Genomic DNA, 23215 nt, shown 5'->3' on the forward strand with positions numbered 1-23215 from the left:
CCGCGTAACTCGCGGCGGCAGCAATTTGCCTAGGGGCAGGTGGGGCTGAGGCCGGCGTCACGGGATCGGTCCCCACCCTCAGCGTCCGTTCCGCGCCTCGGCGATCGCCTGCTCGCGGGCCTGGCGTTCCTGGGTGGGTGTGATGCCGTTGGTGAAGCGGTTGTTCAGGACGTGGGATGCGCTGAGGGACGGCTCGGCGTCGGCGTAGGACTGGACCTCGGCGAGGCTGAGGTTCTGCAGTTCGGTGGGGCGCGGGAGGTTGGCACCGAGGGCACCGCCGAGTTTGGAGACGCGGCTGTCGAGGGTGTTGCGGAGGGATACGAGTTCGGCGAGGGTGTCGGCGACGGTGGCGTGGTTGACGGCGTAGTGGTCGACGACGTCGTTCCAGCGTGCTTCCCAGGCGCGCATGACGACGGCCTTGGCGAGGATGGTGTCGCCGGAGAGTTCGGCGGTGCCGAGGAGTTTGGCGGCGGCCTCGTCGTTGTCGAGCTTGGAGGCGCGGTCGACGGCGTCGCGGAAGGACACGGCGTCGGCGCCGGCGGAGTCGGCTGCGGTGCCGAACACCTGTCGCTCGAGTTTGTTGTAGCGGGTGACGAGGGTGTCGAAGTCGGCCTGCTGGAGGCGGGCGATCTCGGTCTTGGTGTTGACCCAGGCCCGAGCGATGAGCTGTTGCTTGCCGAGTTCACTGAGGCTGATGTCGCCGCGGACGTCGTCGCACGCCTTGGTGTAGGCGGCCTTGAGGTCGATGATCTGCTGCCGGTGCGAGGTGCTGGTGGCTGCGGCGCCGACGTCGTTACTCGTTGCCCGGATGGCTTCGTTTAGCCAGTTGCTCACGGTGGTCCTCTCGTCGCTGCTGGGCGTGGGCGAGAACCCGGTCCCGAGGGAACCAGTACGCTCGACCACCGCTGCGATGAGTGCCGTAAAGCTCACGCGCGATGCGTCTTACGTGCCGTTCCGAGCATCCGATGAGCACGGCCGCTTCGGATGTTCGGACCAGGTCCTCGCTCACTGTCGACTCTGCTGCATTGTCGGAGGTGTTGCGAGTAGCGGACATTGGATCGGACATGGTGTAGAGCCAGCGGTGTGCGTACCGGACTTCGGCGGGTACGGCGCCGTGTCGGTCGGCCATGAGGCTGCTGACGGCCCAGAGGAGGACGGGCACCATGTCTTGGGGGATGCGGGGTCCGGTCACTAGGCGACGTCCACCGCCTTGGGTCGGCCGCCTGCGGAGGGCACGTTCAATCGGCCGGCGATGACGCCCTTGGGCCGCTGCGACGGTCGGAGGCTGACGAACCACTCACCGCACGCCTCGAGCGATGGGCAGGCCAAGCACAAGTGCAGCGCCGCCTCATACCGTTCTGCGACAACCGCTTTGTCCTCATCGGACTCGCCGGCATCGAAGAGATGCGACCGGCCGCGGCACCGAGCGCCGGGTAACTTTGGCGCGCCAGCGAGGGCCAGCAGCAGGCCGGCGCCGTAGCCCGCGCTCATACGGCAGCCCTCCAATCGAAGCTCCACGTGGTGAACACGTCCGGGTCGAGAGGGGTCGGGAAGACGACGAGAAAGTCGGTGAGCGACAGGGTTTCGCCCTGCATGTCGACCAACCACTCCTTCCCATCCCGGCCGACGATGGGGAACACGTCCTCGCCGCTGTCGATCCAGTCCTGACGGGTGCCGGTCTTGTACTTGACGATCACGTGCGTCGGGTCGACCTCGAAAAGCGTCACACTGCCTCCTTGCGGCGCGGCATCGACGCCGGAGACGGGCGACCGGAGGCCGGCGTCGGGGACGGTGCTGATAGCGCGGCAAGCTGTTCGTCCGTAGCCTCAACAAACCCTTCGAGGGGGTCGCCCGTCACGGGCATGCCGTCGCCGCCCAGAGTCTTGTGAAGCTCGGACACCAGTGTCAGCAGCACGCCCACGGAGATGCGGTCCTCCGTCTTGAAGCGGTCGGCTGCCTTATCCCACCGCGGATCCATGCGCAGACGGTCGACGGCCTTCAGCAGCTCGAGTGCTTCACCGACGTTGCGGCGGAACGCCGTCGGGATCTGCACCTTGCGCCCCGACTCCGACTCGGCCGCCACCTCGACCGGCTTCGGCGGGGACACCTTGTCGATGAACGTCGTCAGCTTCCCCACCGCGTCGCGGATTACGTCGACCTTCTCCCGCACCGCGTCGCCGTCGACCTCGGCCGGGTCCAAGCCGTCGATTGCCATCACCATGCCGTCCAGGCGCGGGGCGATGCGCTCCACCACCTTCCGCGGAGTGACCACCGGCGCCGACTTGGGCTTCGACTTCTCCCGCTTGAACGATTTCCCGTCCACCGTCGTGATCGTCTCCGACGGCGGCAACACCTCCACCGCGGCGTCCGACGATGAGGTGTCCAACTCCTGGACACCTGCATCGGGGCCAGGTGTCCAACCACTGGACACCTGCGAAAGATCGTTCGCCACAGTCGACTTCGACACACCCGTCACCGACGCGATCGCCCGCGTCGACATGCCCTCACCCGCCAGGTACGCCACCACCTCCAGGCGGTCCTCCCCCGGCAATTGCAGCCGGCCGCCCAGCGCGTCCATCAGATACGCCGGCCACGACTTGTACCCCAACGCCTCATGGATGCGGCCCTGCTTGGCCTCCTCCACCAGCTCGGCCACCTTCACCAGCTGCGCACGCGCACTCTCGGCCAGACGACGGATACGACCGTCCAGCCGCTCCGCATCTTCCCGACCCAACATCACCACGACGTCGTGCGCCTCGGTGGTCACCACTTCACTCATGCCTCTTGTTCTCCTTGACTAGTTGTATTCCTGGAAGGGATCCGAACCCGCGCCACGCCACCTCGGGTGGTCCGGCACCGACGTCGGGTGGTCACCTTCTCCTGGCCTGTCCTTGCCTGGCCTGTCCTGTCCTGTGTTGTCCCAAGGGACGTCCCCGGGGACAGTCCCGGGGACGGCAGCACCATCACCCTTCTTCTGAGCGCGCTGACGAGCCTTCTTCTGCCGCTCCCGCGCCCGCATGTTCTCGAGTGCCACCAGCTGGTCCTTCGACGTCTGCGTCACCACGTAGTCGGTGATCAGCCAGCCCTTCTCAAGCGGTTGCCAGAGACCGGCGGCCACCATGGCCTGGACGCTCTTCGCGGCGAAGTTGGGGATGAGGCCCAGGTCTTCGGGTTCGATCACCCCGTCGGTGCGGTTGGTAACTGACCACACCAACGAGGTGATGAACGCCCGGAAGTGCGCGTCGTTCAGCCGCTGCAGACGCCTGTCCTGCAGCCACCGATCGGGGATCCGCGCGTCAGTCATCTACTCGTCGGCCTCCCCACGGGCGTCCTCGGCGGCCCGGACCCGTTCGGCGTGGGCGGCGAAGTGGACGACGGGCTTGCCGGTCACCAGGTTGGTGCACTGGGTCCCGGCCGGCGCGTCGCAGAACCCGCAGTCGACGGTGAAGGGGTCGACCGCCGAGAACGGCTGATACCGGCGGCGCCCCACTAGGACTTCTTCCCGTAGCCGGACGCCAGTGCCTTCGCGAGGATCTTCTGCAGCTCCGCGGGGAGGCCAGGGGCATGCGCGTGCCGGGGGTCGACGGTCTTGCCGTTCGAATCCCGGCGACCGCGGGGGTTGGGTACAGTCACTAGTGACTCACTCTCTTGCTGATGGTTGGGTCCGCACGGCCCTCGCCCAGCGCGCCAACGCTGGATCTCGCGGGGGCCGCGTTCGCATATTCGTTCGCATGTCCTCGGTGCGGTCGTCGTCGACGAGCTGCATGTCCTCGATGACGTCCCGGTCCAGTTGCGTGGTGTGCGGGTGAGACATCAGGCTGCGTCTCCGCCGCCGCGCTGATCGGCTGCCGCCTGTTCCTGCTGTTCGATCCAACGGCGCACCGCACCTCGGCGGTAGACCCGCCGGCCCTGCAGCTTGAAGCTCGGCGGACCGACTCCGGTGCTGTCCCAATACCTCACCGAGCCCTGCGGTGCTCCTGTCATACGAGCTACCTCGGGCACTCGGATGATGTCGTCGTCGTCATCCCGCTCGACGGCCTCGCGTACTTCGCCCATCCACCACTCCTCTCGCTTGAGATGCTTGCGGCGCATCCTCATGCTGCATCCGCATGACCATTGTGGGGCTTGTTTGATGTGCGCGTCAAGCATTACGATGTGCCACGTGCAAGACAGCGCGGCTGACCCCCTGCAGGCTGAAGCAGCGTTTGGGCAGCGCGTGCGGGCACATCGCCAGCAGCGCAAGTGGACTCAACGAAGACTTGCCGATCTGATCGGCGTTGACGCCTCTGCGGTTTCTCGAATCGAGCAAGGCGTACGCGCCGTTCGGCTCGGTGAAGCTGCGTCAATCGCGAAAGCACTGGACGTCGATCTCGACCGATTGGTATTCGGCGGCGCTGTACCGCCGGAGGAGTGGCTCCGGAAATCCAGGGAAGCCGCCAATAGCAGCATGCATGTCGCTCGAGCGGCGGCGGTCGAGATGGCCGACGCTTACCTTGAGATTGCCGAGGCTCTCAGCAAGCATCCGTCGCTTTTCGAGACGTTCGATGACGGCAACTCGAAATGGGTGCCGAAAACGGTCGACGAATACTTCGCTTGGGTCCTACAGCGGATCGAACGCATCTATGACAACGACCCAAATAATTCGGCACGGGCCTTCACGACGGACGGCGAACTTGCCATCAAGATCACCGCTCTTATTGAAGCGATGATGAATGGCGTAATTACTGATATTCCGTTCCCCGAGAGCGAAGTCGACCTCACCGATGAGGAAGAAGCCGCGGCGCTGGGGCGCGGCCTGCAAGGTTTAATTCCGCGAGACACCGACCACCCTGGGGGCGGTGATGGCGCAGACACGTAACCGCCGCGCCGGGGTTGAGGACCGGTGGAACAAGACCGTCCGCGTGGACGGCAAGTTGCAGACGGTGCCGAGTAAGTCGCACGGAGTCGGGCTCCGTTGGCGTGCCCGCTATGTCGACGACACGGGGCGCGAGCATGCGAAGGGCTTCAGTCGAAAGGTCGACGCGCAGCGGTGGATTGATGAGTTCACTGCCGCAGTGGTGACGGGTCAGTACGTCGACCCGAAGGCCGGGCGCATCACTTTCCGTGAGTACGCGGAGCGGTGGCGGGAGATTCAGGTTCAGCGACCCAGCTCCCGGGCGCATGTCGAGACGATGTTGCGCAGACACGCGTACCCGACGCTGGGGGCGCGACCCCTGTCGTCGATCCTTCCAAGCGACATTCAGGCGTGGGTGAGGAGCCTTGACCTCGCGCCGGCGACCGTCGGGGTGGTGCACGGCGTGGTGTCGACCATCATGAAGTCGGCCATCCGTGACCGTCGCATCGTCGCGAATCCGTGCGAGGGAACGAAGCTGCCGAAGAGGGAACGGACGCAGATCGAGCCGTTAACCACCGACCAGGTGTACGCGGTGCGCGACGCGCTCCCGGGGTCGTTGCAAGCTTTGGTGACGCTGGCGGCCGGCACGGGCATGCGGCAGGGCGAGTGCTTCGGCCTGACCGTCGACCGAGTCAAGTTCCTCGAGCGCACGGTGAAGGTGGATCGGCAACTGGTCACGGTGTCGGGCACCGCGCCGACGCTCGGACCGCCGAAGACCGACGCCAGCGACCGGACGATCCCGCTACCCACCGTGGTGGTCGACGCGCTCGCTGCTCACCTGGCGGCGTTCCCGGCCGGCGACGACGGACTGATCTTCACCCTGTCGGGCAAGCCCATCGGCCGGTCGGCGTTCGGCCACAAGTGGCGTCGCGCCGTCAAGACCGCGGGGTTGCCAAAGGGCACCGGCTTTCATTCGCTGCGGCACTACTACGCGAGCTTGCTGATCCGTCACGGAGAGAGTGTCAAGACGGTGCAGGCCCGCCTCGGGCACGCCAGTGCGGTCGAAACGTTGGACACCTACTCGCACTTGTGGCCGGACTCCGATGACCGCACACGCGATGCCATCGACACGGTGCTCGGTGCCGCTGCGGACGAACTGCGGACGGGCGGGGTGGCTGCGGAGTGAAGGTGCAGCTAGACGCGTCGGGGCGGACGAGTTGGCCTGTAAGCCGGATTCTGTTCCCCGCCGGGAGGCGGGGCGGCGACCATCCATCTGGACACACCGTCACCGGGTGCCTCGAGCGGCCTACCCGCAGGCTCGGGCGAGCAACCCTCGGACACCTGCGCAGCCGCGACCGGGTCGCGGCCTTCTTGGCCTTGCTTCGGGTGGGGTTTGCCGAGCCACCCCGGTCACCCGGGGTGCTGGTGCGCTCTTACCGCACCGTTTCACCCTTACCCCCGTCGAGTCCTAGGACCCGCCGGCGGCGGTCTGTTCTCTGTGGCACTTTCCCGCGAGTCACCTCGGATTGCCGTTGGCAATCACCCTGCTCTGTGAAGTCCGGACTTTCCTCGAACACCGGGAGAACCCGGTGTCCGCGGCCGCCCGGCCAACTCGTCCGCGCCGATCAGGCTACTCCAATCCGCCGCAGGACCATGACGTTGTCGACGAGGTCGACATGCCCACCGTCGGGTCCGGTGGCCTGGCGGGTGACGGCCTCCACCCGCACCCGGTCCCACTGCTCGTCCGGCAGGTCGAGGCCGGCCAGCACCTCCTCGGGCGCGGGGAACGGGTGGTCGTGGTGGGTCATCGTGGATCCCGGCGGCATGCCGCCGTGGTCCACGATCACCAGGTGACCGCCGGGCGACACGGCGGCCGCGGCAGCGCGCAGGATCGTCGGTCGTTCCAGGCGCACCGTCGAGTGCAGGAACTGCGCGGACACCAGGTCGAACGTCCCGTCGGGGAAGCCGTCGGACAGGTCGTACTGGGCGAAGTCGATGCCGTCGGCGACCCCGCGGGCCTGCGCCTCGGCCCGTGCCCGCGCCAGGGCGGTCTCGGAGATGTCGACGGCGGTGACGTGCCAGCCGCGCTCGGCGAGCCACACCGCGTCGCCACCCTCGCCGCACCCGAGGTCCAGTGCCCGGCCGGCGGGCAGGTCCTCGACCACGGTCGCCAGCTGGGGGTTCACCCGGCCGCTCCAGACCTTCTCCCGCGCCCCGTAGTGCCGCTCCCAGTGCTCTTGGGCCGGTACGGCCACGGTGGGCCACGGCGGCACCGGCAGCCCGACGTCCTCGCCGGCGAGCGTCTGCACCACCGCCGCCGCGGCCAGGCTTCCCGATGCCACCGCGGCAGCGACCTGCGGAAGCTGCGCGGCGAGGTCGCCGGCGGCGAACAGGCCCGGCACCGACGTGCGCCCGAACTCGTCGACGTGCAGAGCGTCGAGCGCGAGCGGGCTCGGCCGGACCGCGGCGCCGAGCTGCGCGGAAAGCGACGAGCGCTGGTGCAGCGTCGTGGCGACCAGCGCCGCACGGCGCTCGAGCACGCCGCCGTCGGCGAATTCGACGGCGGTCAGCACGCCATCGGAGGAGGCAAACCGGGTGACGGCGCGATCGTCGGTCCCGATGCCCGCGGCCGCCAGGGCAGTGCGCGCCTCGTCGGACAGGTCGCCGCCGTTCGGCAGCACCACGACGTCGTCGGTCCAGCCGCGGATCATCAGCGCCGAGTGCAGGGCGCGGTCCCCGGCGGCGACCACCGCCACCGGCTGGTCGCGCACCTCCCACCCGTGACAGAACGGACAGTGGAACACCGAACGGCCCCAGAGCGGTTCGACCCCCGCGATCGCGGGCGGCCGGTACTCCAGGCCCGTGGCCAGCAGCACGGTGCGGGCGCGTTCGGTGCTGCCGTCGGCGAGCGCGACGGTGAAACCCCGGTGCCCGCCGATCACCTCGCCGCTCCGGACCTCGACGTCGGGGTAGGCGGCCACCTCGGCGCGACCGCGTGCGTACAGTTCGGCCGGCGGCCGGCCGTCGTGTCCGAGCAAGCCACCGATGCCGTGTGCCGACGCGTTGCTGGGCGCTCCCGCGTCCACCAGCAGCGTTCGACGCCGAGCCCGGCCCAGGACCAGCGCTGCGCTGAGACCCGCGGCGCCGCCGCCCACGACGATGCAATCCCATGTGTCGGTCATGCCCTCGACCTTGCCCCCGGATGCGACCAGGTGCCAAGCTGTCTTGCCATGCAGGCAAAGGACCGTACCGCCGCACAGCACGACGCCGGACAGCACGCCGCCCGACAGCACGAAGCCCGACAGCACGACGACGTCGACGCCCGCGTCCGCCGCCGACTGCGCGAACTCCGCACGCAGCGCGGCATGACGCTCGAGGAGGTGGCGTCACGGGCCGACATCGACGTGTCGACGCTCAGCAGGCTGGAGTCCGGCAAGCGCCGGTTGGCCCTCGACCACCTACCGCGGCTGGCGTCGGCGCTGTCGGTCACCACCGACGACCTGATGCGGGCACCCGAAACGCCGGACCCGCGGGTGCGCGGGGCGTCGCACACCGCCAACGGCGTGACCTTCTGGCCGCTGACCCGCAGCGGTCCGGCGGGCGGATTGCACGCCTACAAGATCCGCGTCAGCGCACGCCGCCGGACGCCTCCCGACGAACTACCCGTGCACGACGGCCAGGAGTGGCTCTACGTCATGTCCGGCAAGCTGCGGCTGCTGCTCGGCGAGCGCGACATGATCGTCAAACCCGGTGAAGCGGTGGAGTTCTCGACGTGGACGCCACACTGGTTCGGCACCGTCGACGGGCCGGTCGAGGCCGTGGCCATCTTCGGCCAGCACGGCGAGCGGGTGCACCTGCACACCTGACTACAGGTACGAGGTCTGGTTCACCAGGCGCACCGAGGACGCCCCGTCGGGATAGAACTCGGCGACCGACAGCGACGCCAGGTCGAGGTGCAGCCGGTACAGCACGCCCTCCCCCGCGTCGAGCGCCAGCCGCAGGATCGTCTTGATCGGCGTCACGTGCGAGACCACCAGCACCGTGGCGCCACCGTAGGCGTCGACGATCCGGTCGCGCGCTCGCCGCACCCGCACGGCAACGTCATCGAAGCTCTCCCCGCCGGGCGGCGCCAAGCTGGTGTCGCGCAACCACGTCGAGTGCACGTCCGGGTCGCGTTCGGACGCCTCGGCGAACGTGAGGCCCTCCCACTCGCCGAAGTCGGTCTCGATCAGGTCGTCGTCCACCCGGACGTCGAGCCCCAGACCTCGGGCCGCGGCGTCGGCGGTGATGAGCGCACGCTGCAGCGGCGAGCTGATGACCGCCGCGACGCCGCCGCGGTCGGCGAGGTGCGCGGCGGCGGCCTCGGCCTGCGCGCGTCCCAGGTCGGTCAGCGGCGGGTTGCCACGTCCGGAGTACCGGCGTCCGACCGACAGCTCGGTCTGCCCATGCCGCAGCAGCAAGAACCGCGTCGGCGCGCCACGCGCGCCGGACCAACCCGAGGGCGCCGACGTCGCCGCGCCGGCCGGGGTCTCCGCGACCGCCGCGTCGACCGGCGCGCCGGGGGTCCCGGCGGCCCCATCCATCGCCTCGTTGGCCAGCTTGTCGGCATGGGCGTTGCGCTCGCGCGGGATCCAGCCGTAGCTCACCCGGTCGAATCGATCCGCGAGCGCGCGTGCCTGCTGGTGCAGCGGGGCGAGGTCGGGGTGCTTCACTCGCCACCGACCGGCCATCTGCTCGACGACGAGCTTGGAGTCCATCCGCACGTCCACCTCGGTGGCCCCGACGTCCGCGGCCGCCGTCAAACCGGCCACGAGGCCCCGATATTCGGCGACGTTGTTGGTCGCGATACCGATCGACTCGCGTCGCTCGGCCAGCACGTCGGCGTGGTCGGCCGACCAGACGACGGCGCCGTAGCCGGCGGGGCCGGGGTTGCCGCGCGAGCCGCCGTCGGCCTCCATCACGACCTTCATCGCGCCTCCCGCAGCAGGACCGCACCGCACTCCGGGCAGCGCAGCACGTCGTCCTCGGCGGCCGCGGTGATGCGGGCCATGTCGGCGCGGTCGATCTCGATGCGGCAGGCGCCGCACCGACGCCCCTGCAGCACACCGGCTCCCGGTCCCCCGCCCGCCCGTTGGCGGTCGTAGAGCGTCACCAGGTCCGCGGAGACGTTCGTGACGAGTTCGGCGCGCCGCCGCTGGGCAACCTCTCGCGCGTCGTCGATCTCGACCAGCGCCTGGTCGCGCGCCACCTGGGCGGTCACCACGGCCGCATGCAGCTCGTCGGCGGCGCGCTGGGCGTCGTCGCGCTGGTTCTGCAGCTCCTCGCGGCGCTCCATGACCTCCAGCTGGTCGTCCTCGAGGCTGGCCTGACGCCGCTGCAGCGTCTCGAGTTCATGCTGCAGTTCGGTGAGCTGCTTGGCGTTCACGGTGCCCGACGCCAGCAGGTTGCGGTCCCGGTCCTCGCGCTGGCGCACCGAGTGGATCTCGGCGTCGAACCTGGCGATCTCACCGTCGAGGTCGCCGAGCGCGATGGTCAGCGCCGCCGCCCGGTCGGCTGCGGCCCGGTGCTCGGTGACGACCTCGTCGAGGCGCTGCTGCTCGGCCAGGTTCCGTGCCCGGTGGGTCAGGCGGCCGATCTCGGCGTCCAGGACGGTCAGCTCGCCCAGCAGGCGTTGTTGTGCGACATCGGCTTTCATGCATACTCCACGTTCCACGGATCGGTGCGGGCGGCGCTCGCCCGCACCTCGAGAGCACCGCCGAAGTGGCGGCGCAACAGGTCGGCGGCCTGCCCACACCAGGGTTGTTCGCTGGCCCAGTGGGCCACGTCCACCAAGGCCACGTCGGACGCGCGCAGGTGCTCGTCCGCCGGATGATGCCGCAGGTCCGCGGTGAGGTAGACCTGCACGCCGGCCGACACCGCCGCGCCGAGCAGCGAGTCGCCCGCCCCGCCGCACACCGCCACGCGCGACACCGTCGCCTCCGGATCTCCGGCGGCGCGGACGCCCCACGTCGTCGCGGGAAGCCGGTGCGCGACGCGGGAGACGAAGGCGGACAATGGTTCCGGTTCGGACAGGCTGCACACCCGGCCGAGACCCGTCCCGCTGGGCAGCGGGGCGAGCGCGAAGACGTCGAAGGCGGGCTCCTCGTACGGGTGGGCGGCGCGGAGCGCGGCGAGCACGTCGGCGCGGCGCGACGCCGGCGCGATGACCTCGATGCGTCGTTCGGTCACGTGCTCGATCTCCCCCACGCGGCCGATCGCCGGCGTCGCCCCGTCGCGGGGCAGGAACTGACCCGTGCCGCCGGTGCTCCAGCAGCAGTGCGAGTAGTCGCCGAGTCGACCGGCGCCGGCCGCGAACACCGCCTCTCGGACCGCGACCGCGGCGTCGTCCGGAACGAAGAGCACCCACTTGTCGAGGCGGCGCCCGTCGGACTGCGGGTCCAGCACGTCCTCGACGGTCAGGCCCAGGGCACCGGCGAGCGCGTCGGACACCCCGGGCGCGGCGGCGTCGGCATTGGTGTGCGCGGTGAACAGCGCGCTGCCGCGGCGGATCAACCGGTGCAGCAGCGCGCCCTTCGCGGTGTCCGCGGCCACCGTGTCGACGCCGCGCAGCAGCAGCGGGTGGTGAGCGAGCAGCAGGCTGCGCTCCGGGAGGTCGGCCACCACGGCCTCGGTCGCGTCGACCGCCACCGTCACCGTCTCGACCGGCTCCGAGGGGTCACCGCAGACCAGACCCACCGAGTCCCAGTCCTGCGCGAGGGCGGGGGGATACGCCGCGTCGAGCACGTCGATGACGTCGGCCAGCCGCACGCTCACCGGATCTGCCTTGCCACAGCACGACCCTAGTCGGCGACAATGGACCGGTGAGCGCCCAGTTGGTGATCTTCGACCTCGACGGCACGCTGACCGATTCGGCGAGCGGCATCGTGTCGAGCTTCCGCCATGCGCTCGCCACCATCGGCGCCGAGGTGCCCGACGGCGACCTGGCCGCCCTGGTGGTGGGGCCGCCCATGCACGTGACGCTGGCCGGCATGGGGCTGGGTGACCGGGCCGCCGAGGCGATCGCCGCCTACCGCGCCGACTACACGACGCGCGGCTGGTCGATGAACGGCGTCTTCGACGGCATCCCGGCACTGCTGGCGGACCTGCGGGCCCAGGGGGTGCGGCTGGCGGTCGCGACGTCGAAGGCCGAGCACATGGCGCAGCGCATCGTCGAGCACTTCGGTCTCGACGGCCACTTCGAGGTGGTCGCCGGCGCCAGCGTCGACGGCGCGCGATCGTCGAAGGCCGACGTCGTCGCCCATGCGCTCGCCCAGCTCGAGCCGCTGCCGGACGACATCCTGATGGTCGGCGACCGCGACCACGACGTGCTGGGGGCCGCCGCGCACGGGATCGACACCGTGGTCGTCGGCTGGGGGTATGGCGCCGGCGACTTCGACGGCCCGTCGGCCGCGGTGCCCGCCGGCCGCGTCGCGACCGTCGCGGAGTTGCGCGAGGTGCTCGGTGTCTGATCCACGGGTGCACGTCACGTTCGTCTGCTCGGGCAACATCTGCCGCTCCCCCATGGCCAAGAAGATGTTCGCCCACCAGATCGCCGAACGCGGTCTCGCCGACGCGGTCCGCGTGACGAGCGCCGGCACCGGCGGCTGGCATGCCGGCGACCCGGCCGACGAGCGCGCCGGGCGGGTGCTGGTCGACCACGGGTACCCCGCCGATCACCGGGCCGCGCAGCTGGACGACGACCACCTGGCCGCCGATCTGGTGGTGGCCATGGGACGCAACCACACCCGCATCCTGCGTGACCTCGGGGTGCCCGCGGAGCGGCTGCGCATGCTGCGGTCGTTCGATCCGCGCTCGGCTGCGCACGCGCTGGACGTCGAGGATCCGTACTACGGCACCCGATCGGATTTCGAGGACGTCTTCGCGGTGATCGAGGCGTCGCTGCCCGGCCTGCACGACTGGGTGGACGAGCACCTGCGGACCCGCGAGGCGGTGAGCTGATGCGCCGGTTCGCCTTCCTGCTGCGGCCCCAGTGGCTGGCGCTCTACGTGGTGGTGATCGGCTTCGCCTACCTGTGCTTCACGGTGCTGGCGCCGTGGCAGCTGGGCAAGAACACCAAGACCTCGCGCGAGAACGCGCAGATCTCCGCCTCCCTGACCGCCGATCCCGTGCCGGTGGGCACGGTGCTGCCGCGCATCGACTCCGCCGCACCCGACGACGCCTGGAAGCGCGTCACGGCCACCGGTCGGTATCTTCCGCAGGGCCAGGTGCTGGCCCGGTTGCGGTCGGTCGATGGCGAACCGGCGTTCGAGGTGCTGGTGCCGTTCGCCGTGGAGGGCGGACCAACCGTGCTCGTCGACCGCGGTTACGTCCGTCCCGAGGAGGGCTCGAAGGTGCCGGACATCCCGGCGGCGCCGAACGGCACCGTGACGGTGACGGCCCGGCTGCGCAACTCGGAGATGGTCGCCGCCGGCAAGCAGCCGTTCCGCCAGGACGGGGCGATGCAGTTCTATTCGATCAACACCGACCAGATCGCCTCGGTCACCGGCATTCCGACCGCCGGGTCCTATCTGCAACTGGTCGAGGACCAGCCGGGCGGTCTGGGCGTGATCCCGCTGCCGCACCTGGACTCCGGACCGTTCCTGTCCTACGGCATCCAGTGGATCGCGTTCGGGATCATCGCCCCGGTCGGCGTCGGCTACTTCGTGGTGGCGGAGTACAAGCAGCGCCGTCGCGAGAAGGCGGCCCGGCCGGCCGATCCCACCCCCACCACAGCCAACCCCAGTACGGCCGCGCCCCGGACCGCCGACGAGAAGCTCGCCGACCGCTACGGCCGCCGGCGCTGACACGCGACGGCGGGCGGGTCCGAAGACCCGCCCGCCGGGCGTGGGGTGGTCAGCGACGGGTGCCGGTGCGGTCCTTCTTCTTCGTCTGATCGGTGCTCGACTTGGTGGTGCCACCGGTCGAACCGCCCGTCGTGCCGGAACTGCTCGACGTGGTGCCCGCCGTCGTACCCGTGCCGGTGGTCGTCCCGCCCGTGGTCCCGGTGGTCGCCCCGCCCGTGGTCCCGGTGGTCGCCCCGCCCGTGGTCCCGGTGCTCGGTGCCGTGCTCGTCGAGTCGGGCACCTGAACGGTGCGCGACGGGTCGAGGCTCGTCGACGGGACGTCGGCCGGCGCGGTCGGAGCCACCGCGATGGTCGGCTGCTGCAGCGTCGGCGTGGCGATGGTCGGCGTGGCGATGGTCGGCTCCGCCATGGTCGGCGCGGTGGTCGTCGACTGCACCGGGGCGGGCGCCGTCGACGTCGGGGCCGTCGTCGGTGCCGGGGCGGCCGTCGTCGAGGGAGCCGGTGCGCTCGCCGTCGTCGGCGCGGTCGCCGGGGCGGGGGCCGCAAGCGTGGGCTGCATCAAGGTCGGCGCGGCGATGGTCGGTTCCGCCAGAGCGGGTTGAGTCACCGAGGGCTGCACCACGGCGGGTGCGGTCGGGTCGGTCACCGTGGCCGTCGGCGCCGTCGCCGCCATCTGTGTGGTGGCGGCGGTCAGCTGCGTCTGCGTCGTGGGATCGGTCGGCCCGGCGATCTGCTGCAGCGTGGCGAGCGCAGCCGGATCGGCGGTGTCGGCCTGGGGAAGCGCCAGCGCCATCTGCGCCATCTGCGGCGTGGTGTTCTGCGACTGCGCGAGTTCCTGCACCACGTAGGCCGCCGGCTTCCAGGTGCCGTCGCTACGGATCAGCCCGAACGTCGCCTCCGGATCGGTGCTGCTGCTGTCGGTGTCCTGCAGCGTGTAGACGAAGGCCGGTCCGGTGTAACCGATCTGGCGCCAGGTGGTCAACATGTCCCGGATGTAGGCCGCCTGCTGCTCTTCGGTCGCGACCGCCGTCGGCTCGCCGTACTCACTGGCCCAGATGAGCTTGCCGGCGTCGCCGTTGGCGACCATCAGGTCGTGGATGTCGTCGAGCTGGTTGAGCGGCGAATCCGGATGGTAGCCGCCCTCGGAGAACGGCATCGTGTACTGGTACGGATGGAACGACAGGGCGTCGAAGTAGCCCTGCGCGCCGGCCTGGTACATCTGGTCGACGAACGTGACCGGGTTCAGCGTGAGATTGCCGTAGGTGACCGTCGACCCGACGACGCCGCCGACGACGGTGGCGTTGGGATCCGCCGCCTTGATGGCGGGATAGGCCGCCTTGAGCAATTCGGTGTAACCCGCCGGGTCCGGCGCCGGACCGTAGAACGGCGCGGCGTTCGGTTCGTTCCAGATCTCGTAGGCGCCTACCTTGCCGGCATAACGCTGAGCGGCCAGGCCCGCGAACTCGCCGTAGGCGGCAGGGTCGACCGGCGCGCTGTAGACGCCCGAACCGTTCTGCTGGTAGCCCGGCGTGGTGGTGATGACGGCGAGGATGCCCATCCCCCGCGCATCGGCGGCGTTGATGAGGTAGTCCGACTGCGACCAGTCGTAGTAGCCGGGGATCGGGTTGATGCCGGCCCACGGGATGCCGATGCGGACGGTATTGACGCCCATCGCCTGCATCTCGTCGAGCGCCGCGTCGATCGCCGCCGGCGATTCGAAGTACAGATCGGAGTCCGCAATGCCGATCGTGGTGTTCGACTCGTTGATCGCTGCGGCCTCAGCAACGTCCATGGAGACGCTCGGAATTGCCGGCGACAGGGTCAGCGCACCCACCGCGGATACCGCGACGGTGGCGACGCCGGCGACGACGAATCTCTTGACGATCAATCCACTCTGGATGTTGGCGCTTTGCCACATGACTTGCCCTCGTTTCGTATATCCCAGTGGCACCGCCCCCGCGCGTTGCCGTTTTCGACACAGGAAGTGGTTCCCAGCCACGCATGGCGTTAATCACTTTTGAAATATGAAAGGTGGCTTTGAGCTGCGACGATAGGTGCTACAGCAACGTTCGCGCGCTCGAAAAATGACGTAGCACGTCACTTTTAGCAAAGTCAAGATCGGTCACTTTGACGCGCTAGACATATTTGTTCACCGGCGATTTCCGTTTGCTCCGTTCAGTTGATGAACGAACTGGGGTGCGGAGGCAAAGACCTTCAAAATCGATCTTGGCGACCGCGAGATTCGATCGGAGAACACTCGTTAGCAGTTGCGTCCGCAAAGACTTTTGCGGCCGGTCGGCAAACCGTTCAGCGGTGTGGAGGGACCCAGCCAGTCCGCCAGCGGCGGCGCGAATCATCGTCCTGAGTGGGCGCGGAGGGTTTCGAACCCCCGACCGCTGGTGTGTAAAACCAGAGCTCTACCACTGAGCTACACGCCCGTGCTCGGGGGAGGCTACACGCCGATCGCAGGCGACCGGAAATCCTCGTCGGCCGGTCAGCGCGGCGCGAGCGCCCCCAGCGCGTCGGCCCAGACGGACTGGTCACGCTGCTCGCCGGGCTGCTTCATCTCGGCGAACACGATGACCCCCGAGCGGTCGACGACGAACGTGCCACGGTTGGGGAACCCGCTCGCCGCGTCGAGGACGTCGTAGGCCTGGGCCACCGCGCCGTGCGGCCAGAAATCGGACAGCAGCGGGAAGGTGAAGTCGTTCTCGGCGGCCCACACGCGGTGCACCGGCGGCGGGGCCACCGAGATCGCCAGCGTCTGGACGGCACCGTTGGCGTAGACGTCCGGACGGTCCCTGATCTCGGACAATTCTCCGCGGCAGGTCGGGGTGAAGGCGGACGGGAAGAACACCAGCAGCACGTTGCGCGCACCGGCGAAACCGCTCAGCGTCACGGGCTGGCCGGCCTGGTCCTTCAGCGTGAAGTCCGGTGCCCGCGTGCCGGGGCGGAGCATCAGCTCCGGGTCTTGCTCTTGGACTTCGGTTGCACCAGGCGGCTGGCGATCCAGTCGCCGAGGTTCGCCGAGGAGGTCACCACCATGCCGGCGGTCGGGGCGGATTCCGCGATCTCGGCCGGCTGCACGTGCCCGGGCTTGCCCGTCTTGGGCGTCACCACCCAGATGACGCCGTCGTCGGCCAGCGGCGTGATCGCGTCCATCAGACGATCCACCAGGTCGCCGTCGTCGTCGCGCCACCAAAGCAGCACGACGTCGACCACCTCGTCGGCATCCTCGTCGAGCAACTCGGAGCCGGATGCCTCCTCGATGTCCAACCGGATGTCGTCATCGGTGTCCTCGTCCCAGCCGAGTTCCTGAACGACCAGATCCTTCTCGATGCCCAGCCTCTGGGCGTAGTTCGGCGAGTCCGCCGCAACCACCGTTGTCCTCCCTCTGCCCGCGGGTCCGCCGCCGTGTCGGTCGGCCCATACTCGCACGTTACGGCCCAACCGCGGGTGCTGGCGCGCGAGTTGGGTCAATATGCGGCGTCGCAGAGGTCCAGCGCGGCGTCCTGTGCGGCGTTCACGCGGTCGATCGCCGCGTTGAACTCCGACATGCCCGCATCGGCCGAGATCGCCGCCGCCAGCGCCCGCGAGGCGTCCACCCACTCGGTCAGCGCGCCCGCCAGCTCCGGCGTCAGCAGCTCGGTGATTCCCTCGGACACCGCGGCGGCCGAGGCATCGAGTGCCACGACCGCGGGACCCACCCGTTCGACGAGGTCGGGGGCGTTCTCGTTGTAGGCGGTGACGTAACCGTTGACCGCCCCGATCGCGTCGACGCTGGTGGTGCTGAGTGCGTCGCAGGCGGTGTGCACCGCGGCTTGGGTGCGCTTGGCCTGCCGTTCGGATTCCCGGGCCGCCGAGCTGGACGCCGAGGCCGCACTGGAGGACGACACCGACGCCCGGTAGAGCGGCACGTCGGTGCCGTCGAGGGTTGCGGCGCCGTCGGTGATGCTCTGGCATCCGACGACGACCATCGCGACGGCGGCGGCCGCGCCCAGCGCGCATCCCACCAGGCGCGGCCGAGGCCCCGACCGCCGACCGATCACGGAACGAGAACTTACCGGCCGGTGGCGTCCGCCGTCGGTTCATCGACCCAGGTGGTGCACCAAAGGCAAGATGGAGCAGGATGGACGTGGTTGTTCGTGTCACCCACACGGGCGGCCAACCCAACGTATCCGCCAACCGAGGAGTAGTGGGTTGACCACCGAGTTCGCGCGCCAGGACCTGGCCCAAAACTCAAGTAACGCAAAGGAATCCGATCGGGTTCGCGTCATCAGGGAGGGCGTCGCCTCGTACCTGCCGGACATCGACTCCGACGAGACGGCCGAATGGCTGGAGTCGTTCGACCAGTTGGTCGAGAGGTCCGGACCGGCACGCGCCCGCTACCTCATGTTGCGCCTGTTGGAACGCGCCGGAGAGCAACGCGTCGCCATCCCGGCGCTGACGTCCACCGACTACGTCAACACGATTCCCACCGAACTGGAGCCGTGGTTCCCCGGTGACGAGGACGTCGAGCGCCGCTACCGCGCCTGGATCCGGTGGAACGCCGCGATCATGGTGCACCGCGCGCAACGCCCGGGAGTCGGTGTGGGCGGCCACATCTCGACGTACGCCTCCTCGGCGGCACTGTACGAGGTCGGGTTCAACCACTTCTTCCGCGGCAAGAGCCACCCCGGCGGCGGCGACCAGGTCTTCATCCAGGGACACGCGTCGCCGGGCATCTACGCCCGCGCCTACCTCGAGGGTCGCCTCACGGCCGACCAACTGGATGGTTTCCGCCAGGAGCACAGCCATCCCGGTGGCGGCCTGCCGTCCTACCCGCACCCGCGGCTGATGCCCGACTTCTGGGAGTTCCCCACGGTGTCGATGGGGCTGGGCCCGATGAACGCCATCTACCAGGCGCGCTACAACCACTACCTGCACGACCGTGGTCTCAAGGACACCTCCGACCAGCACGTGTGGGCGTTCCTCGGCGACGGCGAGATGGACGAGCCCGAGTCGCGCGGCCTCATCCAGGTGGCGGCCAACGAGGCGCTGGACAACCTCACGTTCGTCATCAACTGCAACCTGCAGCGCCTCGACGGGCCGGTGCGCGGCAACGGCAAGATCATTCAGGAACTGGAGTCGTTCTTCCGCGGCGCCGGCTGGAACGTCATCAAGGTGGTGTGGGGTCGCGAGTGGGACGCGCTGCTGCACGCCGACCGCGACGGCGCACTGGTGAACCTGATGAACACCACGCCCGACGGGGACTACCAGACCTACAAGGCCAACGACGGCGCCTACGTCCGCGACCACTTCTTCGGCCGCGACCCGCGCACCAAGGCGCTCGTCGACAAGATGTCCGACGGCGAGATCTGGAACCTCAAGCGCGGCGGCCACGACTACCGCAAGGTGTACGCCGCCTACCGCGCGGCCATGGAACACAAGGGCCAGCCGACGGTGATCCTCGCCAAGACCATCAAGGGCTACACGCTCGGCAAGCACTTCGAGGGCCGCAACGCCACGCACCAGATGAAGAAGCTGGCGCTGCAGGACCTCAAGGACTTCCGCGACGCCCAGCGCATCCCGGTCAGCGACGCGCAGCTGGAGGAGAACCCCTACCTGCCGCCGTACTACCACCCCGGGCCCAACGCTCCGGAAATCCGTTACATGCTCGACCGGCGCCGCACGCTCGGCGGGTTCCTGCCCGAGCGCCGCACCAAGACCAAGGCGCTGCCGCTTCCGGGCCCGGACACCTACAAGGCGTTGAAGAAGGGCTCGGGCAACCAGGCCGTCGCCACCACCATGGCGACCGTCCGGACGTTCAAGGAACTGTTGCGCGACAAGGAGATCGGCAAGCGCATCGTGCCGATCATCCCCGACGAGGCGCGCACGTTCGGCATGGACTCGTGGTTCCCCAGCCTGAAGATCTACAACCGCAACGGCCAGCTCTACACCGCCGTGGACGCCGAACTCATGTTGGCGTACAAGGAGAGTGAGGTCGGCCAGATCCTGCACGAGGGCATCAACGAGGCGGGCTCGACGGCGTCGTTCACGGCGGTCGGCACGTCCTATGCGACGCACGACGTGCCGATGATCCCGATCTACATCTTCTACTCGATGTTCGGGTTCCAGCGGACCGGTGACGGTCTGTGGGCGGCGGCCGACCAGATGGCCCGCGGCTTCGTCCTCGGCGCCACCGCGGGCCGCACCACGCTGGTGGGCGAGGGCCTGCAGCACGCCGACGGCCACTCGCTGCTGCTGGCGGCCACCAACCCCGCGGCGGTAGCCTACGATCCGGCGTTCGCCTACGAGATCGCCTACATCGTCGAGGACGGTCTGCGCCGGATGTACGGCGAGGACCCCGAGAACGTGTACTTCTACATCACGATCTACAACGAGCCGTACCCGCAGCCGGCCGAGCCGGAGGGCATCGACCACGAGGGGCTGCTGCGCGGCCTCTACCGCTACCGCGCCAGCACGGAAAAGCGCGCCAGCACCGCGCAGATCCTGGCGTCGGGCGTGGCGATGCCGGAGGCGGTCCGCGCCGCCGACCTGCTGGCCGCCGAGTGGGACGTCGCCGCCGACGTCTGGTCGGTGACGAGCTGGGGCGAGCTGAACCGCGACGGCCTGGCCGTCGACCGCGAGGCCATGCGCCACCCCGACCGCACGCCGCGCGCGGCGTACGTGACGACGGCCCTGGCCGACGCCGCCGGTCCGGTGGTCGCGGTCACCGACTGGATGCGCGCGGTGCCCGAGCAGATCCGGCCGTGGGTGCCCGGCACCTACGTCACGCTCGGCACCGACGGGTTCGGCTTCTCCGACACCCGGCCCGCGGCGCGGCGCTACTTCAACACCGACGCCGAGTCGGTGGTGGTCGCGGTGCTCGAGGCGCTGGCACGCGACGGCGAGATCGACCCGTCGGTCGCGATCGCCGCGGCGCGGCAGTACGAGATCGACGACGTGCTCGCCGCCCCGGAGCAGACCTCGGACCCCGGCGTCGCATAGGCCTCCGTGCTCGCCGAGCCTGCTGTGAGATCGCGATCCGACGCGGATTCGCGATCTGGCAGCAGTCTCGGCGGGATTGGGGACAACCGATTGGAGGGTCCCTCCAGATTGGTGGCGTAGCTTTTAGGGGTGGCCAACAATCGATTCGTCCCGCCGGCGTCCACGCTGGAGGTCCTCGAATCGATCCCCGACTCGACGCTGCGACGGCTGAAGCAGTACTCCGGCCGGCTGGCGACCGAGGCGGTGGCCGTCCTCGGTGAGCGGCTGCCGTTCTTCGCCGACCTGGAGGCCTCGCAGCGGGCGAGCGTGCACCTCGTGGTGCAGACGGCGGTCGTCAACTTCGTCGAGTGGATGCGCGACCCGCACAGCAACGTCAGCTACACCGCGCAGGCGTTCGAGGTGGTGCCTCAGGAACTCACCCGCCGCATCGCGCTGCGTCAGACGGTGGAGATGGTGCGGGTCACGATGGAGTACTTCGAGGAGGTCGTGCCGCTGCTCGCCCGTAGCGAGGAGCAGGTGACGGCGCTGACTGCGGGCATCCTGCGGTACAGCCGCGACCTCGCCTTCGCCGCCGCCACGGCGTACGCCGACGCCGCGGAGGCCCGCGGTGCGTGGGACACCCGGATGGAGGCCAACGTCGTCGACGCCGTGGTGCGTGGCAGCGTCGGCGCCGAGCTGCAATCGCAGGCGGCCGCCCTCAACTGGGATGCCACCGCGCCGGCGACGGTCGTCGTCGGCTCGCCGCACCCGGACCGTGCCGACTTCGTCAGCGACGACGTGCATGCCATCGTCGGCAGGCACGGCCGCTCGGCGCTGTCCGACGTGCACGGCACGTGGCTGATCGCCATCGTCTCGGGCCACCTCAGCCCCACCGACCGCATGCTGGCGGAGTTGCTGGGGGTCTTCGCCGACGGCCCGGTGGTGATCGGCCCGACCGCCGCGACGCTGTCGGCCGCGCACTACAGCGCGGTCGAGGCGATCGCCGGCATGACCGCAGTGGCGGGGTGGAGCGGCGCCCCGCGCCCCGTCTCGGCCAGGGAACTCCTGCCCGAACGCGCGCTTATGGGCGACCAGACGGCGCTGGCCGCCCTCGCCACCGAGGTGATGCGGCCGCTGGCCGACGCCGGGCCGGCGCTGACCGAGACGCTCGACGCCTACCTCGACTCCGGGGGTGCCATCGAAGCGTGCGCACGCAAACTGTTCGTTCATCCAAATACGGTTCGCTACCGCCTCAAGCGGATCACCGACTTCACCGGACGCGACCCGATGCTGCCGCGGGACGCCTACGTGCTGAGAGTTGCCACGACGGTGGGACGGCTCGGCCGGCCCCCCGTTCCGACCCTGACCACCCCTGCCGCTGTGGCCCAGGTAACACCCGCTGCGGCGGTCGGCGTCGGCGCAGGTCGGCAGCGCTCTTAGAGAAGGAACGTCGCGACGCGGTATCGATGACGTCCCATCGCGGGCCCATTTTGTAGAGGGTCCACAAAAACCTAAGACGAGGTTCATAATCTCTTACACCGCCCGAATCCGTCTTCACAGTGTTTTCTTAATTCGTGCCTCACGAACCCGTGCTTGCCCTGCTTGCGCCAGGACAGGGATCTCAGACCCCCGGCATGCTCTCCCCGTGGCTGGAGCTGCCCGGCGCCGACGAGCGCGTCGCCGCGTGGTCCGAGGCGATCGGCCTCGACCTCGCCCGGCTCGGCACCACCGCCACCGCCGAGGAGATCACCGACACCGCGGTCACCCAGCCGCTGGTGGTCGCCGCGACGCTGCTGGCCTTCGACGAGGTCACCAAGCGCGGTCTGCTGAACGGCAAGTCCACGGTCACCGCGGGCCACTCGGTCGGTGAGATCGCCGCCTACGCCATCGCCGGCGTGCTGGCCGCCGACGACGCCGTCACCCTGGCCGCCACCCGCGGCGCGGAGATGGCCAAGGCGTGCGCGCTGGAGCCCACCGGCATGGCCGCGGTCCTCGGCGGCGACGAGGCCGAGGTGCTGGGGCGCCTCGAGGCGCTCGACCTGGTGCCGGCCAACCGCAACGCCGCGGGACAGATCGTTGCGGCCGGTGCGGTGTCCGCGCTGGACAAGCTCGCCGAGGATCCGCCGGAGAAGGCCCGGGTGCGCAAGCTCGCCACGGCGGGCGCGTTCCACACCCAGTACATGGCGTCGGCACTGACCGGCTACTCGGCGGCCGCCGACGCGGTCACCGCGCAGGAGCCGACCACCACGCTGCTGTCCAACGCCGACGGCCAGCCGGTCACCACCGCCGCGGACGCGATGACCAAGCTCGTCGCCCAGCTGACCCGGCCGGTGCGCTGGGACCTGTGCACCGCCTACCTGCGCGACCAGGCCGCCGGCCCGGTCGCGGCGATCATCGAGTTCCCGCCCGCCGGGACGCTGGTCGGCATCGCCAAACGAGAACTTCGGGGTGTGCCGACGTACGCCGTCAAGACCCCCGCAGACCTGGACGGGCTCGCTGAGCTGTAGCGCGACCCGCCAGAACCACCGAACACCCGAGCAGTACGTCATGCGGCACTCCACCCCGGAGT

Annotated in this window: 24 protein-coding genes, 1 tRNA gene and 1 other RNA gene; 9 read left to right on the forward strand and 17 right to left on the reverse strand. The window is 69.6% G+C overall.

Going from position 1 to position 23215, the window contains the following annotated elements:
- Positions 1 to 78: 78 nt before the first annotated feature.
- The 7 genes from FZ046_RS22510 to FZ046_RS22540 form a co-directional block, all read right to left on the reverse strand.
- Entirely contained in the window at positions 79 to 834 is a 756-nt protein-coding gene (locus FZ046_RS22510; RefSeq protein ID WP_125939744.1) for a hypothetical protein, read from the reverse strand.
- A gap of 653 nt (positions 835 to 1487) precedes the next feature.
- Positions 1488 to 1727 (reverse strand): hypothetical protein, encoded by a 240-nt coding sequence (locus FZ046_RS22520; protein ID WP_070354310.1) that lies wholly within the window; start codon positions 1725 to 1727, stop codon positions 1488 to 1490.
- On the reverse strand, positions 1724 to 2779 hold the full coding sequence (locus FZ046_RS22525; RefSeq protein WP_125939743.1) for a hypothetical protein: 1056 nt from the start codon (positions 2777 to 2779) through the stop codon (positions 1724 to 1726). Before FZ046_RS22525 ends, FZ046_RS22520 begins: the two co-directional genes overlap by 4 nt.
- Before the next feature lie 18 nt (positions 2780 to 2797).
- A complete protein-coding gene (locus FZ046_RS22530) occupies positions 2798 to 3304 on the reverse strand; it encodes a hypothetical protein (RefSeq protein ID WP_070354308.1) in 507 nt (168 codons plus the stop codon).
- Positions 3305 to 3490 carry a zinc finger domain-containing protein gene (locus tag FZ046_RS22535; RefSeq protein WP_070354307.1) on the reverse strand — a complete coding sequence of 62 codons (186 nt, stop codon included), beginning with the start codon at positions 3488 to 3490 and terminating at the stop codon, positions 3305 to 3307.
- Positions 3490 to 3633, reverse strand: a complete 144-nt coding sequence (locus FZ046_RS27540; RefSeq protein WP_170292466.1) for a hypothetical protein — start codon at positions 3631 to 3633, stop codon at positions 3490 to 3492. The genes FZ046_RS22535 and FZ046_RS27540 overlap by 1 nt, the downstream gene beginning before the upstream one ends.
- A gap of 180 nt (positions 3634 to 3813) precedes the next feature.
- Positions 3814 to 4056 carry a helix-turn-helix transcriptional regulator gene (locus tag FZ046_RS22540; protein WP_083298351.1) on the reverse strand — a complete coding sequence of 81 codons (243 nt, stop codon included), beginning with the start codon at positions 4054 to 4056 and terminating at the stop codon, positions 3814 to 3816.
- 106 nt (positions 4057 to 4162) lie between these two features.
- Between FZ046_RS22540 and FZ046_RS22545 the strand changes: the two genes are divergently transcribed.
- Together FZ046_RS22545 and FZ046_RS22550 are read left to right on the forward strand one after the other, a co-directional pair.
- Positions 4163 to 4858 (forward strand): helix-turn-helix domain-containing protein, encoded by a 696-nt coding sequence (locus FZ046_RS22545; protein WP_170292467.1) that lies wholly within the window; start codon positions 4163 to 4165, stop codon positions 4856 to 4858.
- The gene (locus FZ046_RS22550) at positions 4842 to 6020 is read left to right on the forward strand and encodes a tyrosine-type recombinase/integrase (protein WP_083298347.1); all 1179 of its coding nucleotides are present in this window, start codon (positions 4842 to 4844) and stop codon (positions 6018 to 6020) included. The genes FZ046_RS22545 and FZ046_RS22550 overlap by 17 nt, the downstream gene beginning before the upstream one ends.
- Positions 6021 to 6043: 23 nt before the next feature.
- On the opposite strand, the gene rnpB is transcribed toward FZ046_RS22550, so the two are convergent.
- Together rnpB and FZ046_RS28235 are read right to left on the reverse strand one after the other, a co-directional pair.
- Positions 6044 to 6449, reverse strand: an RNA gene (rnpB, locus tag FZ046_RS22555) — RNase P RNA component class A.
- A gap of 10 nt (positions 6450 to 6459) precedes the next feature.
- A complete protein-coding gene (locus tag FZ046_RS28235) occupies positions 6460 to 8016 on the reverse strand; it encodes an FAD-dependent oxidoreductase (protein WP_070354305.1) in 1557 nt (518 codons plus the stop codon).
- 48 nt (positions 8017 to 8064) lie between these two features.
- Between FZ046_RS28235 and FZ046_RS22565 the strand changes: the two genes are divergently transcribed.
- Positions 8065 to 8700: a type II toxin-antitoxin system RelB family anti-toxin gene (locus FZ046_RS22565; RefSeq protein WP_083298346.1), complete on the forward strand. Its 636-nt coding sequence runs from the start codon at positions 8065 to 8067 to the stop codon at positions 8698 to 8700.
- Here the strand turns inward: FZ046_RS22565 and FZ046_RS22570 are convergent, their stop codons facing one another.
- From FZ046_RS22570 to FZ046_RS22580, 3 genes are read right to left on the reverse strand one after another with little or no spacing between them, the layout of a single operon-like run.
- Positions 8701 to 9804: a bifunctional RNase H/acid phosphatase gene (locus tag FZ046_RS22570; protein ID WP_070354304.1), complete on the reverse strand. Its 1104-nt coding sequence runs from the start codon at positions 9802 to 9804 to the stop codon at positions 8701 to 8703. It lies immediately after the preceding gene.
- Entirely contained in the window at positions 9801 to 10529 is a 729-nt protein-coding gene (locus tag FZ046_RS22575; protein WP_070354303.1) for a zinc ribbon domain-containing protein, read from the reverse strand. The genes FZ046_RS22570 and FZ046_RS22575 overlap by 4 nt, the downstream gene beginning before the upstream one ends.
- Positions 10526 to 11647, reverse strand: a complete 1122-nt coding sequence (locus tag FZ046_RS22580; RefSeq protein WP_070354302.1) for a Nif3-like dinuclear metal center hexameric protein — start codon at positions 11645 to 11647, stop codon at positions 10526 to 10528. The genes FZ046_RS22575 and FZ046_RS22580 overlap by 4 nt, the downstream gene beginning before the upstream one ends.
- Positions 11648 to 11694: 47 nt before the next feature.
- Here FZ046_RS22580 and FZ046_RS22585 point away from each other — a divergent pair, with 47 nt between their 5' ends.
- From FZ046_RS22585 to FZ046_RS22595, 3 genes are read left to right on the forward strand one after another with little or no spacing between them, the layout of a single operon-like run.
- Positions 11695 to 12342: an HAD hydrolase-like protein gene (locus FZ046_RS22585; RefSeq protein ID WP_070354301.1), complete on the forward strand. Its 648-nt coding sequence runs from the start codon at positions 11695 to 11697 to the stop codon at positions 12340 to 12342.
- Between the two features lie 52 nt (positions 12343 to 12394).
- Entirely contained in the window at positions 12395 to 12832 is a 438-nt protein-coding gene (locus FZ046_RS22590) for an arsenate reductase/protein-tyrosine-phosphatase family protein (RefSeq protein WP_070354330.1), read from the forward strand.
- Positions 12832 to 13677 (forward strand): SURF1 family cytochrome oxidase biogenesis protein, encoded by an 846-nt coding sequence (locus FZ046_RS22595; protein ID WP_070354300.1) that lies wholly within the window; start codon positions 12832 to 12834, stop codon positions 13675 to 13677. Before FZ046_RS22590 ends, FZ046_RS22595 begins: the two co-directional genes overlap by 1 nt.
- A 49-nt stretch (positions 13678 to 13726) precedes the next feature.
- On the opposite strand, the gene FZ046_RS22600 is transcribed toward FZ046_RS22595, so the two are convergent.
- The 5 genes from FZ046_RS22600 to FZ046_RS22620 all read right to left on the reverse strand — a co-directional run bounded on the left by FZ046_RS22600 (position 13727) and on the right by FZ046_RS22620 (position 17726).
- The gene (locus tag FZ046_RS22600) at positions 13727 to 15565 is read right to left on the reverse strand and encodes a cellulase family glycosylhydrolase (RefSeq protein ID WP_170292468.1); all 1839 of its coding nucleotides are present in this window, start codon (positions 15563 to 15565) and stop codon (positions 13727 to 13729) included.
- A gap of 478 nt (positions 15566 to 16043) precedes the next feature.
- Positions 16044 to 16115 (reverse strand) — tRNA-Val (locus tag FZ046_RS22605).
- 56 nt (positions 16116 to 16171) lie between these two features.
- Complete coding sequence (locus FZ046_RS22610; RefSeq protein ID WP_070354298.1) at positions 16172 to 16636, reverse strand: peroxiredoxin; 465 nt, start codon at positions 16634 to 16636, stop codon at positions 16172 to 16174.
- Positions 16636 to 17058 carry a DUF3052 domain-containing protein gene (locus FZ046_RS22615; RefSeq protein ID WP_070354297.1) on the reverse strand — a complete coding sequence of 141 codons (423 nt, stop codon included), beginning with the start codon at positions 17056 to 17058 and terminating at the stop codon, positions 16636 to 16638. The genes FZ046_RS22610 and FZ046_RS22615 overlap by 1 nt, the downstream gene beginning before the upstream one ends.
- Positions 17059 to 17153: 95 nt before the next feature.
- Positions 17154 to 17726 carry an Rv2240c family protein gene (locus FZ046_RS22620; protein WP_246182841.1) on the reverse strand — a complete coding sequence of 191 codons (573 nt, stop codon included), beginning with the start codon at positions 17724 to 17726 and terminating at the stop codon, positions 17154 to 17156.
- 151 nt (positions 17727 to 17877) lie between these two features.
- Here FZ046_RS22620 and aceE point away from each other — a divergent pair, with 151 nt between their 5' ends.
- The 3 genes from aceE (at position 17878) to FZ046_RS22635 (ending at position 23153) form a co-directional block, all read left to right on the forward strand.
- Positions 17878 to 20667: a pyruvate dehydrogenase (acetyl-transferring), homodimeric type gene (aceE, locus tag FZ046_RS22625; RefSeq protein WP_070354296.1), complete on the forward strand. Its 2790-nt coding sequence runs from the start codon at positions 17878 to 17880 to the stop codon at positions 20665 to 20667.
- Between the two features lie 129 nt (positions 20668 to 20796).
- Complete coding sequence (locus FZ046_RS22630) at positions 20797 to 22086, forward strand: PucR family transcriptional regulator (RefSeq protein WP_070354295.1); 1290 nt, start codon at positions 20797 to 20799, stop codon at positions 22084 to 22086.
- Positions 22087 to 22235: 149 nt separating this feature from the next.
- On the forward strand, positions 22236 to 23153 hold the full coding sequence (locus FZ046_RS22635) for an ACP S-malonyltransferase (protein ID WP_083298344.1): 918 nt from the start codon (positions 22236 to 22238) through the stop codon (positions 23151 to 23153).
- The last annotated feature ends 62 nt before the right edge of the window (positions 23154 to 23215 follow it).

The organism is Mycolicibacterium grossiae (assembly GCF_008329645.1).
Lineage (GTDB): Bacteria > Actinomycetota > Actinomycetes > Mycobacteriales > Mycobacteriaceae > Mycobacterium > Mycobacterium grossiae.

Coding starts and splice junctions, on each gene's coding strand:
- FZ046_RS22525 (WP_125939743.1), bottom strand. CDS start 2,779: ATGAGTGAAGTGGTGACCACCGAGGCGCACGACGTCGTGGTGATGTTG.
- FZ046_RS22530 (WP_070354308.1), bottom strand. CDS start 3,304: ATGACTGACGCGCGGATCCCCGATCGGTGGCTGCAGGACAGGCGTCTG.
- FZ046_RS22540 (WP_083298351.1), bottom strand. CDS start 4,056: ATGGGCGAAGTACGCGAGGCCGTCGAGCGGGATGACGACGACGACATC.
- FZ046_RS22550 (WP_083298347.1), top strand. CDS start 4,842: ATGGCGCAGACACGTAACCGCCGCGCCGGGGTTGAGGACCGGTGGAAC.
- FZ046_RS28235 (WP_070354305.1), bottom strand. CDS start 8,016: ATGACCGACACATGGGATTGCATCGTCGTGGGCGGCGGCGCCGCGGGT.
- FZ046_RS22565 (WP_083298346.1), top strand. CDS start 8,065: ATGCAGGCAAAGGACCGTACCGCCGCACAGCACGACGCCGGACAGCAC.
- FZ046_RS22570 (WP_070354304.1), bottom strand. CDS start 9,804: ATGAAGGTCGTGATGGAGGCCGACGGCGGCTCGCGCGGCAACCCCGGC.
- FZ046_RS22575 (WP_070354303.1), bottom strand. CDS start 10,529: ATGAAAGCCGATGTCGCACAACAACGCCTGCTGGGCGAGCTGACCGTC.
- FZ046_RS22590 (WP_070354330.1), top strand. CDS start 12,395: ATGGCCAAGAAGATGTTCGCCCACCAGATCGCCGAACGCGGTCTCGCC.
- FZ046_RS22595 (WP_070354300.1), top strand. CDS start 12,832: ATGCGCCGGTTCGCCTTCCTGCTGCGGCCCCAGTGGCTGGCGCTCTAC.
- FZ046_RS22610 (WP_070354298.1), bottom strand. CDS start 16,636: ATGCTCCGCCCCGGCACGCGGGCACCGGACTTCACGCTGAAGGACCAG.